Source organism: Cupriavidus mimosae (assembly GCF_023952485.1).
Taxonomy (GTDB): Bacteria; Pseudomonadota; Gammaproteobacteria; order Burkholderiales; family Burkholderiaceae; genus Cupriavidus; species Cupriavidus taiwanensis_C.
In genome coordinates, this window is sequence record NZ_JALHRY010000002.1 from 153,412 (window position 1) to 170,624 (window position 17,213).

A 17,213-nucleotide genomic window follows, 5' to 3' on the forward strand; every position below is an offset into this window, starting at 1 on the left:
GCGTGCGGCGCCGCCGGCACGGTAAAATCCCGCTATTGGCATTCCGCCACGCAATCCGACGACCCGGCCCCCACGCCCTGCAGGCGCTTGCGGCCGGCCAACCGGCGCCATCATGAGCCACGACAACAAGCCTACCGACAGCACCCCAGCCGCCTCCAACTTCCTGCGCAGCATCATCGACCAGGATCTCGCCGCCGGCACCTACGCCGGGCGCCAGGACAAGCAGGGCGAGCCGCTGCCGGCCATCATCACCCGCTTCCCGCCGGAGCCAAACGGCTACCTGCATATCGGCCACGCCAAGAGCATCTGCCTGAACTTCGGGCTGGCGCGCGACTACGGCGGCCGCTGCCACCTGCGCTTCGACGACACCAACCCGGTCAAGGAAGACACCGAATACGTCGACTCCATCATCGACGCCGTGCACTGGCTCGGCTTCTCCTGGGACAGCACCGGCAAGGACGGCGCCGCGCAGCCGCACCTGTACTACGCCAGCGACTACTTCGACCAGCTCTACGCCTTTGCCGAAACGCTGATCGAGCGCGGCGCCGCCTACGTCGACAGCCAGTCGGCCGAGCAGATCGCCGCCAGCCGCGGCAATTTCTCCGAGCCGGGCAAGGCCTCGCCCTTCCGCGACCGCAGCGTCGAGGAAAACCTGCAGCTGTTCCGCGACATGCGCGCCGGCAAGTACGGCGACGGCGAGCACGTGCTGCGCGCCAAGATCGACATGGCCGCGCCCAATATCGTCATGCGCGACCCGGTGCTCTACCGCATCCGCCACGCGCATCACCACCGCACCGGCGACAAGTGGTGCATCTACCCGATGTACGACTTCACGCACTGCATCTCGGACGCGCTGGAGAACATCACCCACTCGCTGTGCACGCTGGAGTTCGAGAACAACCGCCCGCTGTACGACTGGGTGCTGGAGCACCTGCGCGACAGCGGCGTGTTCCGCGACCCGCTGCCGCACCAGTATGAGTTCGCGCGGCTGAACCTGACCTACGCCATCACCAGCAAGCGCAAGCTCAAGCAACTGGTCGACGAGAAGCGCGTCGACGGCTGGGACGATCCGCGCATGCCCACGCTGGTGGGCGTGCGCCGCCGCGGCTACACCCCGGACTCGATCCAGCTGTTCTGCGACCGCGTCGGCGTGGCCAAGGCCGACAGCTGGATCGACATGAGCACGCTCGAAGGCTCGGTGCGCGACGACCTCGACGGCCGCGCCGCGCGCGGCGTTGCCGTGCTCGATCCGCTGCGCCTGGTGATCGACAACTACCCCGAAGGCCAGAGCGAGGAATGCTCGGCGCCGGTCCACCCCAAGAAGCCGGAACTGGGCAAGCGGGTGTTCCCGCTGTCGCGCGAGCTGTGGATCGAGCGCGAGGACTTCAACGAGACCCCGCCCAAGGGCTACTTCCGCCTGTTCCCCGGCAACAAGGTGCGCCTGAAGTATGGCTACGTGATCGAGTGCACCGGCGTGGACAAGGACGCTGACGGCAACGTCGTGGCCGTGCACGCCAACTACCTGCCCGACACCAAGAGCGGCACGCCGGGCGCCGACAGCGTCAAGGTCAAGGGCGTGATCCACTGGGTCAGCGCGGCGCATGCGTATGAAGCCGAGGTGCGCCTGTACGACCGCCTGTTCAGCGATCCCAATCCGGATGCCGGCGGCAAGAACTTCCTCGATGCGCTCAACCCGGATTCCAAGCAGGTGATCACCGCCTACCTGGAGCCGGGCCTGCGCGAGGCGCAGCCGGAAGACCGCTTCCAGTTCGAGCGCCATGGCTACTTTGTCGCCGACCGCAGCGATTCGGCGCCGGGCAAACCGGTGTTCAACCGCATCGTCGGCCTCAAAGACAGCTGGGGCAAGTAATGGGCAGACCTGGCAAGGCAGCGGTGCAGACCATCACCTTCCCGCTCGAGGGCGAGTTCATCGCCCTCAATGACCTGCTCAAGCTGGCGGGCGTATGCGACAGCGGCGGCGCCGGCAAGGCGCTGGTCGCGGCCGGCGAAGTCTCGGTGGACGGCGCGCCCGAATCGCGCAAGACTGCCAAGATCCGCGCGGGGCAGGTGGTGGGCCTGGCGGGCATCGAGATCCGCGTGGTCGCCGCCTGAACGCGCGGACCAGCCGGCGCGCCGCCCCAGGCGGCCAGCGCCGGCACAGCAACCGAAAGGACGACTATGCCGATCGCTTTCTGGTGCGTGCTGCTGGCCGGCGTGCTGCCGCTGGCGACGGTGGCCATTGCCAAGGCCAGCGCGCCGGGCTACGACAACCATGACCCGCGCGGCTGGCTGGAGCGGCAATCCGGTCGCGCGCGCCGTGCCGACCTGGCGCACCGCAACCATTTCGAGGCCTTCCCCTTCTTTGCCGCGGCGGTGCTGGGCGCCACCTACCTGCAGGCGCCGCCGGCCCGCATCGACGAACTGGCGATGGCCTTCATCGCGGTGCGCGTGCTCTACACCCTGTGCTACATCACCGATCGCCCCACCCTGCGCACGCTGTGCTGGACCATCGGCTACCTGACCGTGGTGGGGATCTTCCTGCTGCCGGTCTTTGTCCACTGAAGCTCATGGGCCTGCGCGCGCTGGGGCTCATGGCCGCCATCGGCATCACCGCCGCCCAGGCGGCGCCGGTCGAGTACACCCTGGATCCGGCCCATACCACCGTCTATTTCTCCGCCAGCCATTTCGAGCGCAGTTCGGTGCGCGGGCGCTTCGGCAAGATCGACGGGCGACTGCTCTATGACGCGGACAGCGGCGCCGGCGCAATCGACGTGACCGTGGACCTGGGCTCGGTCGATACCGGCAACCGCACGCTGGACGGCGTGCTGCGCTCGGCACAGTTCTTCGATATTGCCGAGCACCCGGTGGCGCGGCTGCGTGCGGACCGGTTCCTGACGGAAGCCGGCCGACTTGTCGCCGTGGAGGGCGAGCTGACACTGCACGGCGTGACCCGGCCGGTGCGCCTGACGGCCGAGCGTTTCCGCTGCGGCGAGGTCACGCTGTTCGGCGTGCGCCGGCCAGTCTGCGGCGGCGACTTCCGCGCGGAAGTGCCGCGCAGTGCCTTTGGCATGACCCGCTTCCTGCCCGAAGTCGGCGACACCGTGACGCTGCAAGTGGCGGTCGAGGCATCGCCCGCCGCAGGCCTTCCGCGCTGACCCCGCGCTTACCCTACTCGTCACCTGCGCCACAAATTTCTCTTGTAGAATCAGCGCTTTGCAAAAATCCCTGCCACGCTTCGTGCGCGTGTGCGGCGACGCGAGACAGAGACCATGTTCGAGATTCATTCCGGCGACATCGTGGCCGCCGCGCTGGCGGCTGCCGGGGCCTGCCTGGCCTGCAGCATTCCGGGCGACTTCCTGCGCCGCTTCCCGCTGTGGGCGGTGCGCACCTACGGGCGCGGCGCGCTGCTGATGCCGTTCCTGGCGATGATGGTCGGCACCTGGCTGTTTCGCCTCGGCGTGGCCGGCCAGCTCGACACCCCGCCGGGCCAGGCACTGCTGGTGGCGGCGGCCTTCCTCGGCACCCTGCTGGTGTCGGCGCTGCTGCGCTTCTATCTGAAGGAATACCGCAAGCGCTGAGGCGCCGGCTTTGAATCGACGGGGTTGAATCGCGTATGATGCGGCCTTTTGCGTCGTACGCACCCCAGCCCGGGGCGCCTGCCGCTTACCTCACCTCATGGCGCTCAAATCCACTATCTTCAAGGCCGAACTGTCCGTGTCGGACATGGACCGGCCCTACTACGGCAGCCACAGCCTGACCATCGCCCAGCACCCGTCCGAGAACGACGCGCGCATGATGGTGCGCCTGCTGGCCTTTGCCTGCGAAGCCAGCGAAACCCTGGCCTTTACCCGCGGCCTCGATGAACCCGACGAGCCCGACCTGTGGGACAAGCGCCTGACCGGCGACATCGCCCATTGGGTCGAACTGGGCCAGCCCGACGAAGCCCGCCTGAAACGCGCCGCCGCGCGCGCCGAACGCGTGACCGTCTACACCTACAATGCCGCGAGCGCGCGCGAATGGTGGAAGGGCATGGCAGGCAAGGCCGGCAAGCTGCGCAATGTCACCGTCTACAATGTCCCGGCGGAGGCCGTCGACGCGCTGGCCGCGCTGGCCCAGCGGGCCATGCGCCTGTCGGTGACGATCCAGGACGGCGATATCTGGGTAGCCGACGACGACCGCAACGTACAACTGACGCTGGAAGTGCTCCAGCGCGCCCAAGCCTGAGCGCAGCGGCGCTGCGCTCATCTTTCCTGTCCACGTCTTTTCCATCGCAAGGAAACCACGCCATGCAAACCACGCCCTCTGGCCTGCAATACGAAGACACCACCGTCGGCTCCGGCGCCGAAGCCACCGCCGGCAAGCACGTCACCGTGCACTACACCGGCTGGCTGTACGAGAACGGCCAGGCCGGCCGCAAGTTCGATTCGAGCAAGGACCGCAACGACCCGTTCGTGTTCCCGCTGGGTGCCGGCCATGTAATCCGCGGCTGGGACGAGGGCGTGCAAGGCATGAAGGTTGGCGGCGTGCGCCGCCTGGTGATCCCGGCCGACCTGGGCTATGGCGCGCGCGGCGCCGGCGGCGTGATTCCGCCGAACGCGACGCTGCTGTTTGAAGTGGAACTGCTGGCGGTTTAAAGCTAGTGATTCAGGCCGGCGCCGCCGCTCCCGCGCCAGCAGGAGCGGCGTCCCGGCCGAAGCCTTCAGCCCGGGCGCCCTGCCCAGGCCGCTCTCAGAAACCGATGGCGGCGTTGCCGACATCGACGCGGACCTTGTCCCGGTCCAGCAGCCGCGCCGCGTGGCGCGCATAGTCCTGCGCCCAGGCAGCATCGCCGGAGAAGCGCGCTTCTCCCGAGAACTTGGCGACATTCAGGATCTTGTCGATCACCAGCACCTTGCCCACCGGGCTCGATGCCTGGCAGTCCAGCTCGGTGTATTCCCGGTCGAACCAGCGCCAGGCGGCATCCTCGGTGACCGCGGCCAGCTCGTCCGTGCCGATCGTGAAGTCATATTCCTTGCCGCTGCCGAACACCACCGTAAGCGTACGTGCCATCGCAGGTTCCCCCTGGGTTGGATTGAGGCCCCATTGTAAGGACTCGGCGGCGCCAGCGGCGCGCAATTCGCACCGCCCTGACCACCGACAAGGAGCGGCGGCGCACGGCCATCGCAAGTGGCAGCGGCACCACGCGGCCCGGACCGTTGTCTGGCCCCCACACCCGGACCGCTGACTCGGACAATTCCGAGCCAAAGTGCCACTTGTGGCATTTCCCCTGCCCGCCCCGGACGCCGCTTTGATTTATGCTTGCAGCATGGGCATCACGCGACAGGACCTCGAATCCGACCGGCTGCGCACCTCGCTGTGCAGCACCCCGGTTGCGTCCTCGCTGTTGCCCGAGGCCGCGCTGGAGCAATCGCTGGCCGATACGCTGGCGCGCCGCCCCGACAATCCCGCGCTGGGCGGCGATGTCTGGGTATTCGGCTACGGCTCGCTGATCTGGAACCCGATGGTGGTGCACACCGAGCGCCAGCGCGCCACGGTGCACGGCTACCACCGCGGCTTCTACCTCTATTCCCGCATCAACCGCGGCACCTGGGACAATCCCGGACTGGTGCTCGGGCTGGATCGTGGCGGCTGCTGCCACGGCATGGTGTTCCGCGTGCCCAGCCATGTGGTCGAGCAGGAGTTTCGCGTGCTGTGGCGCCGCGAGATGCTGACCGGCGCCTACCATCCACGCTGGCTGCGCATCCGCGTTGGCGCCGCCGGCGCGCCGGAGCAGCGCGCGCTGGCCTTCGTCATGAACCGCTCCCACGAGGCCTACGCCGGCCGGCTTCCGGACACCAGCGTGGTGGAACGGCTGCGCCACGCCACCGGCCTCTACGGGCCGGCACGCGAGTACCTGCAACAGACCCTGCTGGGACTGGCCACCAACGGCGTCGACGATCCCTACCTCGGGCGGCTCTGGCGCCAGTTGCAAGCGGGCGATGCCGCCGATGCCGCCGAACCTGCCGCCGGCCAGGTGCCGGACCACGCCACGCTGCCGGCCAGCCCTCACGAAACCGTCTGAGCCCAGGAGCTGCCGCCATGACGCGCCCCGCCGCCCGCACCCGCAGACAGGCACTCAATGAGTTGCTGGGGCTGGTGGGCTTGCTGATGGGCGGCGGCCTGCTGGCGGCGCAGGGCAGCCAGACCCTGGCGGCGCGGCCCGTGGCCGGCGCGGCCAACCCGCCCGCGGCGCGCCCGCCGCGCGACCCCGCCACGCAGGCGCCGGCACGCCGCGACGCCATCGGCACGCTCGACCGCAACCTGATCACCGCCGCCAGCGCCGGCGACCAGGCGCTGGTGTCACGCCTGCTGGCCGCGGGTGCCTCGGCCCGCGCCGCCGACGAGCACGGCCGCAGCGCGCTGCTGGCGGCCGTGCAGAACCGCCGCACCGAGGTCGCGCGCACGCTGATGCTGGCCGGCGCCGACGTCAACCTGAAGGATGCCGATGCCAACAGCCCGTTCCTGCTGGCCGCCGCCACTGGCCAGGCCGATATGGTGCGGCTGGCGCTGACGCACGGCGCCGACCTCTCCAGCACCGACCGCTACCATGGCACCGCGCTGATCGTGGCCAGCCAGCAGGGCCACGTGGAAGTTGTGAAGCTGCTGCTCAAGGCCGGCATCGCCGTCGACCACGTCAACGACCTGGGCTGGACCGCGCTGCTGGAGGCGGTGATCCTGGGGGACGGCAGCGCGCGCTACGAGGATACGGTGCAGCTGCTGCTGGACGCGGGCGCCGACGCCAACCTGGCCGACCGCGAAGGCGTCACGCCCACGCGCCATGCGCGCCAGCGCGGCTACAAGACCATGGTGAAGATGCTGATGCGGGTGCGCGGCCATTGAGGCTGCGCACCCGCCACCACGCACGCGATTGTGTACTCCCTCTCCCCATGAGGGGAGTGGGAGAACCCCCTTCTGCCTCTTGGCCTAGGCGCCGGCCCGTGCGTTCTCGCTTTCCTGCAGCTGCCGCCACATCACCTTGCCGGTGCCCGACTTCGGCAGTGCCTCGACGAACTCCACCACGCGCGGGTACTTGTAGGCGGCCATGTTGTCCTTGGCCCAGTCGATGATCTGCTCCGGCGTGGTCTTGCCCCTGGCATGGGCGCGCAGCACCACCACCGCCTTGACGGTCTCGCCGCGGTACGGGTCACGGGTGCCGATGATGCAGGCCTCCTGCACGTCCGGGTGCTTGTACAGCAGGTTCTCGACCTCGGCCGGCCACACCTTGAAGCCCGACGCATTGATCATGCGCTTGAGCCGGTCGGTGATGAAATAATAACCCTCTTCGTCCATGCGGCCCAGGTCGCCGGTGCGGAAGAAGGTCTTGCCCTCGAACTCGATAAAGGCCTCGCGCGTGGCATCCTCCTTGCCCCAGTAGCCCTTGAACACCTGCGGACCGCTGACGATGATCTCGCCGATCTCGTCGGGCGGCAGCTCCTTGAGCGTGACCGGGTCGATCACGCGCGCGTCGGTGTTGAAGGTCGGCACACCCAGGCACTGCAGCTTGGGCCGGTCCGACGGGTTGCTGTGGGTCGGCGCCATGGTCTCGGACAGGCCATAGCCCTCCAGGTAATTCAGTCCGAACTGCTCGCGCAGGCGCTCGGCCACCGCCTGCGGCATGGCCGCACCGCCGCCGCCAATATAGCGCAGGCTCGACAGGTCGAACCCGGCCAGGTTGGGGCTGGCCAGGAAGTCGATCACCATGGTCGGGATATTGGTCCAGTGCGTGACCTGGTAGCGCGAGATCAGGCGCCCCGCCACTTCGCGGTCCCAGCGCGGCAGCATCACCACGGTGGCGCCGCTGTAGATCGGCCCGTTCATGCCGTACTGCATGCCGGTGACGTGGAACAGCGGCAGCACCGACAGCACCACCGACTCCGCGCCCGAGCCCGACCAGGTCGCGCCGCCGACGATGTTGTGCATCACCGAGCGGTGGGTATGGATGCAGCCCTTGGGGAAGCCGGTGGTGCCCGAGGTGTACGGCATCACCGCCATGTCGTCCGGGCCGGCCGTATGCGGCCCCGGCTGCAGCCCCGCGCCGAGCGCGTCGGCCCACGTGGTCGCGCCGGCGGGCAGCGGATGCGGCGTGGTCAGCCAGGCCGGCGGCGCGTCTTCAGGATGTTCGTGGGCCGGCGGCAGCGCGTCGGCGTATTGAGTCACCAGCAGGTGCTGCAGGCGCTGCGCCGGTTCCAGCTCGGCCTGCGCCTGCTCGACGCCGGCGGCGAGGTCGGCGGTGAAGATGGCCACGCGCGCCTGAGCGTCGGTGACGTAATGCTTGAATTCCTCGGCGCGGTTCATCGGGTTGACCGGCACCACCACCGCGTCGGCGCGCAGGATGGCGTAGTAGCTGACGATGAACTGCGGACAGTTCTGCATGTACAGCAGCACCCGGTCGCCCTTCTTCACACCCGCCTTCTGCTGCAGCCAGCCGGCCAGCGCGGTGGCCTGGTCCTGCAGTTCACGGAAGCTGATGGCATTGCCGAAATAGCGGATCGCGGCCTTGTCGGCATAGCGCAGCGCCGAGACCTCCAGGTTGGCCCACAGCGACGTTTCCGGCAGCACGATGGCGGCCGGCAGGCGCTTTGGCCAGAACTGGAAATGCGGGCGGGCGGGGGTCGGCATGAAGAGTCTCCTGTGCGGTCTCGCGGACCGGGTCTGTCGTATGGTCAAGGACTATAACCGAACGATCGTTCTATTTTCAACCGGTGACTTCCCGCACCGCGCAGGTCCGAGGGCGGCCGCGGGCGTTGCAATCGGCGCCTTCGCCCTCACAATAAGGGGTATCGATTCCCCCTTTCCCTCCCGACCAGGATTCCCCATGAGCGACGTCACCCTGCAGAATTTCGAAACCGAAGTGATCGACGCCTCGCGCCAGATGCCGGTGCTGGTCGATTTCTGGGCCCCGTGGTGCGGCCCCTGCCGCACGCTGGGCCCGATGCTCGAACGCCTGGAAGCCGAGGGCGACGGTCAGTGGAAGCTGGCCAAGGTCAATGTCGACGAGAACCAGGAGCTGGCTGCGCACTTCGGCGTGCGCAGCATTCCCCATGTGGTGGCAATTGCCGACGGACAGGCGGTGGACCAGTTCACCGGCGTGCTGCCGGAATCGGGCCTGCGCGAGTTCCTGGGCCGGCTGGCACCAGGCCAGGCCAGGTCGCCGCTGGCCGATGCGCTGGCGCTGGCCGCCTCGGGCAACCGCGACGGCGCCGAGACCCTGTTCGCCGATGCGATCGCGGCCGATCCGGAATCCGATGCCCCGCGCCTGGCCTATATCGGCTTCCTGCTGGACGGCAATGCCATCGACCGGGCCAGGGCCGAGTTCGCGGCGCTGTCGCCGCGCGCTGAGCAGGAGGATGGCTACGGCGCGCTGCGCACGCGCATTGAAGCAATGGAGAACGCCGCCGGCCTGCCCGATGCCGCCACCCTGGCCGGCCGCATCGACGCCGATCCGCGCGATCTCGCCGCGCGCCTGGACCTGGCGCGGCTGATGATCGCGCAGCAGCAATACGAGCCCGCGCTGGAACAGCTGCTGGCGATAGTGCGCGCCGACCGCGGCTTCGAGGACGATATCGGCCGCCGCACCATGCTGTCGGTATTCGAGATGCTGGCCGACCGGCCTGAGGTGGTGTCGCGCTGGCGCCGGCAGCTGAGCACGTCGCTGAACTGACAGGGACTCAGGCCCGGCGCGGTAAACTGGCGGATTCCCAGCCCTGCCGCCTCCGCGAATCGCCCGCTGCCATGACCGCGCCCCGCCTGATCGACTTCAAGACCGAACCCGCCCCCAGCCACGACCGGCCGCGCCCCGACCGGCTGGTGGCGGGCAATCCGGACCGCACCACCTGGACGCACTACAGTGCGCAGCATGGCGATTTCGATTGCGGTATCTGGGCGTGCGAGCCGGGTGCCTGGCGCATCGCCTTCCCGGCCGGCAAGGAAGAGTTCTTCCACGTCATCAGCGGCCGCATCCGCATCAGCGACGACAGCGGCCATGCCAGCGAATTCGGCCCCGGCGATGCCTGCGTGATCCCGGGCGGCTTTAGCGGTGTGTTCCAGGTGCTTGACCCGGTGCGCAAATACTTCGTAGTGATCGACCGCGATGCGGCGCACCAGGCCTGAGCGCCACTTCCGCGGCAATCAGGCCGCCGTGGCGGGACCTTCGACCAGCGTAAAGCCGTTCGCGCGCATATGCTCGACCATCATCGCGTCCATAGACTTGACGTGATGGTCGAACCAGCCTGACAGCTCGGCCACCAGCCGGCGGCCAAGCTGGAACTCGGCATCGCTGTGCACCTTGTCGCGCACCGCGACGGCCACCGCCAGCACCTGCTGGTGTTCGCCCGCGTGGCAATGGCGCGGGCCGAAGCCCATGGCTTCCATCCACTGCTCTTCCTGCGCGAAATGATGGCGGGTGTGGTCGATCCATGCGTCCATCGCCGCCAGGAAAGCGTCGTCGTCGGCGCTGGCGACCGCCGCCAGCAGTTGCACGAACTCGGCGTGGGTGGCGTCGGTGACCGGTTCGCCCAGGTGCAGGTGGTCCGGCAGGCCGGCGGAAGAAAGCTGGTCTTTGGCGTCCATGGGGAGGGGCGGCAAGCGTGGAGAAAAACGGCAAGGATACCGAATCGGCGCGACCCGGGCCTGATCTGGCGCAAGCGAGCGGGTATGCTGTGGGCAATGCGGCCGGTCCGTCAGCCCTACCGTCTTTCTCATGCCCCGACTGATTTTCTTCTGCGGCCATGCCGGCACCGGCAAGACCACCCTCGCCCACCGACTGATCGGCCCGTTGATGCAGGCCACCGGCGAGCCGTTCTGCCTGCTCGACAAGGACACGCTGTACGGCCGCTACAGCGCCGCGGCCATGGCCGCCATCACCGGCGACCCCAACGACCGCGACAGCCCGGCCTACCTCGATCACCTGCGCGACCCCGAATACCAGGGCCTGCTCGACACCGCCCGCGAGAATCTGGCGCTGGGCATCAGCGCGATCGTGATCGGCCCGCTGTCGCGCGAGGTCCGGGCCCACCTGCTGAATGACCCGGACTGGCTGCATGTCCCCGCCGGCACCACGGTGCGCACGGTCTGGGTCCACCTGCCCGAGGACGAGGCCCACGCGCGCATCATCCGGCGCGGCAACCCCAACGACGCCTACAAGCTGGCGCACTGGGACGCGTACCGGACCCGGCGCTTCATGCCCGCGCCCGACGACTATCCGGAACTGACCTTTTTCGACAACCAGGCACCGGCGCAGGCCGACATCGACGCGCTCCTGAGCGCGCTGAGCGCCTGAACGCCTGAATGCCGCGGCGGCGCAGGTCTTCAGCCGCGCGCGATCGCGCTGATCGCCGCCGACGCCGCGACAAAGCCGAACACCGCCGTCACCGCCACTGACGAGCCGAAGCCGGCGCACGCCAGCCCATGCGGCCCGCGCGCGGCGGGCTGGCCGGACGGCGCCTCCGGCGGCGGGGCCTCGTCGAGCTCGCAGGCTTGCTGCTCGGGCTCGGGATATTGCAGCGGCTCATCCGAATAGACCGCCGCGATACCGAACTTCTTCTTCGGGTCGCGGGTAAAGCCCCACTGCTTGCGCAGGCCGGCGCGCACCTTGGATAGCAGCGGATCCTGGATCGTGCGCGCGAGGTCGTCGATGCGCACGCGCGTGGGGTCGAGCTGTCCGCCGGCGCCGCCGCAGGTGATCACCGGCACGCCCTGGCGCCTGGCCCAGCCCAGCATGGCGGTCTTCACGCGCACCGCGTCGATGGCGTCGATCACATAGTCATAGCCGGCGCCGAGCAGGTCCGGCACGTTGTCGGCGGTGACGAAGTCGTCGACCTGCGTCACCCGGCAACGCGGGTTGATGGCGACGATGCGCTCGGCCATGGCCTCGACCTTGGCACGCCCGTAGGCGTCGCCCAGCGCATGGATCTGGCGGTTGGTGTTGGACAGCGCGATATGGTCCAGGTCGATCAGCGTGATGCGGCCGACCGCGTTGCGTGCCAGCGCCTCGGCCGCCCAGCTGCCGACCCCGCCGATGCCGACCACGCACACGTTCGCCGTCTCCAGCCGGGCCAGCCCGGCGGCGCCGTACAGCCGCGCCACGCCGCCGAAGCGTCGATGGTAGTCGTCGTCTGCCGGGCTTTCATGGGTCAGCGGCTCGGGCAGGCCAGCCAGCTCGTGTGCGGCATCGTTCATACAAGAGGAGCGGATTTCGGGACGAATGCTGCGCCGGGCATGGCAATACCGGGGCAAAAAATCCGGCATTTTCCGGCGGCGATGTCAGCCAGTCCCCGACAAGGACGGGAAGCGCGCAACTATACAATAGACCTGCAGTGGTCCGTTCGCCGCGCCGCCCCGCGCGGGTTCCGCGGGCCCTCGCCCCCGCCAGCCAGGAGCCCGCCTCATGCCCGTGCGCCGCAAGGTCGTTCTGTGGAGTGTCCTGACACCGGTCGCGCTGATCGCGCTGCTGGTGGTCGTGATCCTGACCTTCGACTGGAACCGGATCAAGCCCTGGCTCAACGACCGCGTCTCCGAAGCCATCGGCCGCCCCTTTGCCATCAATGGCGACCTGACCGTGACCTGGCGCCGCGGCGAGGGCGAGCAAGGCTGGCGCACGCTGGTGCCATGGCCGCGGCTGTCGGCGCGCGACATCACCGTCGGCAATCCGGACTGGGCGGCGCAACCCCATATGGCGACCGTGCGCGAGCTGATCTTCGTGCTGCGCCCGCTGCCGCTGCTGGCCAACGAGATCGCGGTGCCGACCATCGTCATCGACAGCCCGGCGGTATGGCTGGAGCGCCTGGCCGACAGCCGCAACAACTGGACCTTCGAGACCGGCCCCAAAAAAGGCACCTCGAAATGGCAGCTGGATGTCGGCGAGGTGGTGCTGGCGCGCGGCAACCTGGCGCTGACCGACCAACTCAAGAAGATCTCGCTGCAGGCGGAACTCAACACCATCGGCAACGCACCGCTCTATGACAAGGCGCGCGACGGCGCGCTGGTCGAGCCGCAGGCCTCGGCCGTGCCACCCGGACCGCCGGGCAGCGCCGCGCAGGCGGCTTCAGCGCCGCGCGCCGGCGGTCCAGCCTCGGCGGCGCCTGCCAATGGCGGCGACGGCCGCTATGGCGTGCGCTGGAAAGCGACCGGACGCTACAACGAGGCCACCATCAATGCCAGCGGCAAGGCCGGCACGGTGCTGAGCCTGCGCAATACCGACGTGCCGTTCCCGATCCAGGCCGATGTGCGCGTGGGCACTACCCGCGCCCAGATCGAAGGCACCGTCACCAACCCGGCGCACCTGGCGGCGCTGGACATGCACCTGACCCTGGCCGGCGACAGCATGGCCAAGCTCTACGCGCTGACCGGCGTGGTGCTGCCGTCGACGCCGCCGTACCAGACCCGCGGCCGGCTGATGGCGACGCTGCGCAAGGAAGGCTCGATCTACGAGTACCAGAAGTTCACCGGCCGCGTCGGCGGCAGCGACCTGTCCGGCACGCTCACCTTCACCAAGCGCGACCCGCGCCCGCTGCTGGCCGGCAACCTGGTGTCGAACCAGCTGCGCTTCGTCGACCTGGCCCCGCTGATCGGCGCCGACGCCAAGCCCGGCCGCCCGGCCAAGGACAGCCCGGTGGCCCAGCCGGCGGACAAGGCGCTGCCGGTGGCGCCGTTTCGCACCGAGCGCTGGGACGAGATCGATGCCGACGTGCACTTCACCGGCAAGCGCATCATCCGTGATGCCGAGCTGCCCATCACCGACCTGGTCACGCACCTGAAGCTGCAGGACGGCGTGCTGCTGCTGGACCCGCTCAACTTTGGCGTGGCGGGCGGCAACCTGGTGTCGACGGTGCGGCTCGACGGCAAGCGCGAGCCCATGGGCGCGATGGTCGACCTGAAGGCGCGGCGCATGAAGCTCAAGCAACTGTTCCCGACCATCGACCTGATGCGCGCCAGCATCGGCGAACTTAACGGCAGCGCCAAGCTGTCGGCCACCGGCAATTCGGTGGCGGCGCTGCTGGGCTCGTCCAACGGCGAGGCGCGTCTGCTGGTCGAGAACGGCACGGTCAGCAAGTTCCTGCTCGAGGCAATCGGCCTGAATGTCGGCAGCCTGGTGGTGTCGAAGCTGTTCGGCGACAAGCCGGTGCAGATCAACTGCGGTGTCAGCGACTTCGCCATGACCGACGGCGTGGCGCGCGCGCGCACCTTCGTGCTCGACACCCAGGACGCGGTGATCGAGACCACCGGCGGCATCGACCTGCGCAGCGAGCGGCTGGCGCTGACCATCCACCCGGACTCCAAGGGCCTGCGCATCTTCTCGCTGCGCTCGCCGCTGTATGTCGGCGGCACCATGAAGAACCCGCGCGTCAGCCCCGATATCGGCGTGCTGGCGCTGCGCGCCGGCGGCGCGCTGTCGCTGGCGCTGCTGGCGCCGGTCGCCACCGCGGTGCTGCCGCTGCTCGACCTCTCGCCGGGCGGCGACGACACGCAGTGCGCCAAACTGCTGGCCGAACTGCGCAAGCGCCCCACCGCCCCGCCGCCGGGCAAGACCTACAAGGACCCGAAGGCCGCGGCGGCGCCCACCGACGCCACCGGCGCGACGGACACAAGCCGGTCCGGCGCGGAGGCCACGGCCAGGCGCCCTGGCCAGCCCGCGGCCGAAGCCCGTGCCGGCAAGCCGCCCGCTGCCAGCCGGCAAGAACCGTCCCGGCCCGCCGCCCAGCGCCCGCCGCAGCGCCCGGCCAACGAGCGCGCGCCGCAACGACCCGGCAACGACCGGTCGTTCTACCAGGGCGGATAGATTCACTCGCCCCACCGGGCCCCTCGCCGTTTAAACAAAATCGCAACACTTGGCGCCGCTGCGGCAAGTTGACGCACGTTGTCGTTGTGCCGCGCCGCGCTCAGGCGCATAATTAAACGGCCATTTACAAGAAGCTCAAGCATGGCAAGCATTGGCTGCGACGCGGGCTCGCCCGTGTGGCATCCTTGAAGGTGCGGCTGCGGCCGCCCTTTGTTTTTGCTGCCTGTTTTGCGGCCATTTTCCGATTCACCGCTCTGGTCCGGCACCCAGCCGGCACCTGACGCGCTTCACCGACGCTTCGCCCCGCCCCATGACGCTGACGCATGCCGCCGTCCCGCCGATCACCTGGCTGATCGCACTGACGGTGTGCAACCACGTGGCCTTCAATGCCAGCCGCGTGGTGGTGTCGCTGTTCGCGATTTCCCTCAAGGCTTCCACCGTCACGCTGGGCGTGCTGATGTCGCTGTACGCGCTGCTGCCGATGCTGCTGGCGATCCGCGCCGGCAAGCGCATCGACCAGATCGGCCCGCGCAAGCCGATGATGGCGGGCTCGCTGATGGTGGTGGCGGGCACGCTGCTGCCAGCGCTGTGGCACGAGCTGGATGCGCTGTACCTGTCGTGCGCGCTGATCGGGGTCGGCTTCATGCTGGTCCAGGTGGCGATGCAGCTGCTGATCGGACAGGTCTCGACCGATGCCACCCGGCTGCGCAACTACACCTGGCATGCGCTCGGGCTGTCGGTGTCTGGCACGCTCGGGCCGGTGGCGATGGGCTACGTGATCGAGCATGCGGGCTTCCGCCCGGCGTTCGCGGTGCTGGTGGCGGTGGCGCTGGCCGGCCAGGCCGGCCTGCAATGGGTGCGGCCGCGGCTGCCCGCGCGCGGCGGCAACGCCGGGCGCATCGCCATCGCGGACGGCACCCGCCATTCCACCCTCGACCTGCTGCAGCATCCCGAACTGCGCGCGGTCTTCGTCGCCAGCGCGGTGCTGTCGGCCGCGTGGGACCTGCACGCGTTCCTGATCCCGATCCAGGGCTCGCGCATCGGGCTGTCGCCGTCGTCGATCGGCTGGGTGCTGGGCGCTTTCGCCATCGCCACCTTTGCGATCCGGGTGGCGATGCCGGCGGTGTCGCGCCGGCTGTCGGAATGGAAGATCATCCGCGCCGCCCTGCTGGTGGGTGCGCTGGCCTACCTGGCCTATCCCTTCGTCGCGCACTTCTGGCTGATGTGCGCACTGGCCTTCGTGCTGGGCCTGGCGCTGGGCAGTGCGCAGCCCAATGTCATGAACATCCTGCACACTGCATCGCCGCACGGCCGCGCGGGCGAAGCGCTGGGCCTGCGCTCGGCGGTGCTGAACACCAGCCAGGTGGTATGGCCGCTTACCTTCGGCGTGGTCGGCACGGCCCTGGGCATGCTGCCGATCTTCCTGTCGATGGCGGGGGCAATGGGCGCGGCCGGCTACTACTCGCGGCGCCAGGGGCGCAAGGCGCTGGCACCGCCGGCGCAGCCCACTGCCGGCGGGTGACGCAGCGAGAACCGCTGGTCGCCGCTTGTCGCCACGCAAATGCGGCCCCCGATGCATTCGCTATACTCGAATCAGCCGGACCCGCGGCCCCCGCCCCCGGGCGCACCGCGCTTCCGGACCGATTCCCTGATGATTGCGACATGACCCAACTTGCCGACCTGCGCCGCACCTATGTGCTGGGCGCGCTGTCCGAATCCGACGTGGCCCCCGACCCCATGAGCCAGTTCAGGCGCTGGTTCGACGAAGCGGTCACGGCCAAGCTGCCTGAACCCAATGCCATGACCCTGGCCACGGTCGACGCCGACGGCCAGCCCTCGGCGCGCATCGTGCTGCTCAAGGGCATCGACGACCGCGGCTTCACCTTCTTCACCAACTATGAAAGCCGCAAGGGCCTGGACCTGGCGGCAAACCCGCGCGCCGCGCTGCTGTTCCACTGGGTCCAGCTGGAACGCCAGGTGCGCGTCGAAGGTCGCGTCGAGAAAGTCTCCGAGGACGAAAGCGACGCCTATTTCGCCACCCGTCCGCTGGGCTCGCGCGTAGGCGCCTGGGCGTCGGCGCAAAGCCGGGAGGTCACCGGCCGCGACGTGCTCGAGCAGCGCGAGCAGGAATACCGCAGCAAGTACGGCGAAAACCCGCCGCGCCCGCCCTACTGGGGCGGCTACCGCCTGGTGCCGACCGCGCTGGAATTCTGGCAGGGGCGGCCTTCGCGTCTGCATGACCGCATCGCCTACCGGGTCCAGCCGGGCATCGGCTGGCAGATCGTGCGGCTGTCGCCCTGAGCCGGCCGCGGACGCCGCGCGCGTCCGCGCTGATGCCTCTACGCCTCTCCCGGGACGATGGCAGGGTCTTCCGGCGGTGCGCTGCACGGGCTGCGGA

At 69.1% G+C, this 17,213-nt stretch carries 19 protein-coding genes; 15 read left to right on the forward strand and 4 right to left on the reverse strand.

Going from position 1 to position 17,213, the window contains the following annotated elements; genetic code table 11:
• The first annotated feature begins 112 nt into the window (after nt 1-112).
• The 7 genes from MKD50_RS04675 (at nt 113) to MKD50_RS04705 (ending at nt 4,634) form a co-directional block, all read left to right on the forward strand.
• Nucleotides 113-1,870, forward strand: coding sequence for a glutamine--tRNA ligase/YqeY domain fusion protein (locus tag MKD50_RS04675; protein WP_252666528.1), 1,758 nt, complete (start codon nt 113-115; stop codon nt 1,868-1,870).
• Nucleotides 1,870-2,112 carry an RNA-binding S4 domain-containing protein gene (locus MKD50_RS04680; RefSeq protein ID WP_115680787.1) on the forward strand — a complete coding sequence of 81 codons (243 nt, stop codon included), beginning with the start codon at nt 1,870-1,872 and terminating at the stop codon, nt 2,110-2,112. Before MKD50_RS04675 ends, MKD50_RS04680 begins: the two co-directional genes overlap by 1 nt.
• Nucleotides 2,113-2,178: 66 nt before the next feature.
• Nucleotides 2,179-2,562 carry an MAPEG family protein gene (locus MKD50_RS04685; RefSeq protein WP_115704203.1) on the forward strand — a complete coding sequence of 128 codons (384 nt, stop codon included), beginning with the start codon at nt 2,179-2,181 and terminating at the stop codon, nt 2,560-2,562.
• Nucleotides 2,563-2,567: 5 nt separating this feature from the next.
• Nucleotides 2,568-3,155 (forward strand): YceI family protein, encoded by a 588-nt coding sequence (locus MKD50_RS04690; protein ID WP_252666529.1) that lies wholly within the window; start codon nt 2,568-2,570, stop codon nt 3,153-3,155.
• 114 nt (nt 3,156-3,269) lie between these two features.
• On the forward strand, nt 3,270-3,578 hold the full coding sequence (locus MKD50_RS04695; protein WP_115704205.1) for a hypothetical protein: 309 nt from the start codon (nt 3,270-3,272) through the stop codon (nt 3,576-3,578).
• 97 nt (nt 3,579-3,675) lie between these two features.
• Complete coding sequence (locus MKD50_RS04700) at nt 3,676-4,224, forward strand: YaeQ family protein (protein WP_012353517.1); 549 nt, start codon at nt 3,676-3,678, stop codon at nt 4,222-4,224.
• 62 nt (nt 4,225-4,286) lie between these two features.
• Entirely contained in the window at nt 4,287-4,634 is a 348-nt protein-coding gene (locus MKD50_RS04705; protein ID WP_018008195.1) for an FKBP-type peptidyl-prolyl cis-trans isomerase, read from the forward strand.
• Nucleotides 4,635-4,728: 94 nt separating this feature from the next.
• Here MKD50_RS04705 and MKD50_RS04710 read toward each other — a convergent pair whose 3' ends face one another.
• Nucleotides 4,729-5,049, reverse strand: coding sequence for a hypothetical protein (locus MKD50_RS04710; RefSeq protein WP_062801360.1), 321 nt, complete (start codon nt 5,047-5,049; stop codon nt 4,729-4,731).
• A gap of 256 nt (nt 5,050-5,305) precedes the next feature.
• On the opposite strand from MKD50_RS04710, the gene MKD50_RS04715 reads away from it, so the two are divergent.
• Nucleotides 5,306-6,061, forward strand: a complete 756-nt coding sequence (locus MKD50_RS04715) for a gamma-glutamylcyclotransferase (protein ID WP_240072438.1) — start codon at nt 5,306-5,308, stop codon at nt 6,059-6,061.
• A 17-nt stretch (nt 6,062-6,078) separates the two neighbouring features.
• Nucleotides 6,079-6,879, forward strand: a complete 801-nt coding sequence (locus MKD50_RS04720) for an ankyrin repeat domain-containing protein (RefSeq protein ID WP_252666530.1) — start codon at nt 6,079-6,081, stop codon at nt 6,877-6,879.
• A gap of 84 nt (nt 6,880-6,963) precedes the next feature.
• Here the strand turns inward: MKD50_RS04720 and MKD50_RS04725 are convergent, their stop codons facing one another.
• Nucleotides 6,964-8,658 carry a long-chain fatty acid--CoA ligase gene (locus tag MKD50_RS04725; RefSeq protein ID WP_115704208.1) on the reverse strand — a complete coding sequence of 565 codons (1,695 nt, stop codon included), beginning with the start codon at nt 8,656-8,658 and terminating at the stop codon, nt 6,964-6,966.
• Nucleotides 8,659-8,854: 196 nt separating this feature from the next.
• On the opposite strand from MKD50_RS04725, the gene trxA reads away from it, so the two are divergent.
• Both trxA and MKD50_RS04735 read left to right on the forward strand, forming a co-directional pair.
• Complete coding sequence (trxA, locus tag MKD50_RS04730; protein ID WP_252666531.1) at nt 8,855-9,700, forward strand: thioredoxin; 846 nt, start codon at nt 8,855-8,857, stop codon at nt 9,698-9,700.
• Between the two features lie 71 nt (nt 9,701-9,771).
• Entirely contained in the window at nt 9,772-10,149 is a 378-nt protein-coding gene (locus MKD50_RS04735) for a cupin domain-containing protein (protein ID WP_252666532.1), read from the forward strand.
• A gap of 18 nt (nt 10,150-10,167) precedes the next feature.
• On the opposite strand, the gene MKD50_RS04740 is transcribed toward MKD50_RS04735, so the two are convergent.
• Nucleotides 10,168-10,608 (reverse strand): bacteriohemerythrin, encoded by a 441-nt coding sequence (locus MKD50_RS04740; protein ID WP_115704212.1) that lies wholly within the window; start codon nt 10,606-10,608, stop codon nt 10,168-10,170.
• Nucleotides 10,609-10,738: 130 nt separating this feature from the next.
• On the opposite strand from MKD50_RS04740, the gene MKD50_RS04745 reads away from it, so the two are divergent.
• Nucleotides 10,739-11,317, forward strand: a complete 579-nt coding sequence (locus tag MKD50_RS04745) for a P-loop nucleotide/nucleoside kinase family protein (protein ID WP_115704214.1) — start codon at nt 10,739-10,741, stop codon at nt 11,315-11,317.
• Nucleotides 11,318-11,346: 29 nt separating this feature from the next.
• On the opposite strand, the gene tcdA is transcribed toward MKD50_RS04745, so the two are convergent.
• On the reverse strand, nt 11,347-12,216 hold the full coding sequence (gene tcdA / locus MKD50_RS04750) for a tRNA cyclic N6-threonylcarbamoyladenosine(37) synthase TcdA (protein ID WP_252666533.1): 870 nt from the start codon (nt 12,214-12,216) through the stop codon (nt 11,347-11,349).
• Between the two features lie 208 nt (nt 12,217-12,424).
• Here tcdA and MKD50_RS04755 point away from each other — a divergent pair, with 208 nt between their 5' ends.
• The 3 genes from MKD50_RS04755 (at nt 12,425) to pdxH (ending at nt 17,116) form a co-directional block, all read left to right on the forward strand.
• On the forward strand, nt 12,425-14,815 hold the full coding sequence (locus MKD50_RS04755) for an AsmA family protein (RefSeq protein WP_252666534.1): 2,391 nt from the start codon (nt 12,425-12,427) through the stop codon (nt 14,813-14,815).
• A gap of 310 nt (nt 14,816-15,125) precedes the next feature.
• Nucleotides 15,126-16,337 carry an MFS transporter gene (locus MKD50_RS04760; RefSeq protein ID WP_115704220.1) on the forward strand — a complete coding sequence of 404 codons (1,212 nt, stop codon included), beginning with the start codon at nt 15,126-15,128 and terminating at the stop codon, nt 16,335-16,337.
• A 140-nt stretch (nt 16,338-16,477) separates the two neighbouring features.
• Nucleotides 16,478-17,116 carry a pyridoxamine 5'-phosphate oxidase gene (pdxH, locus tag MKD50_RS04765; RefSeq protein ID WP_115704222.1) on the forward strand — a complete coding sequence of 213 codons (639 nt, stop codon included), beginning with the start codon at nt 16,478-16,480 and terminating at the stop codon, nt 17,114-17,116.
• Nucleotides 17,117-17,213: the final 97 nt, after the last annotated feature.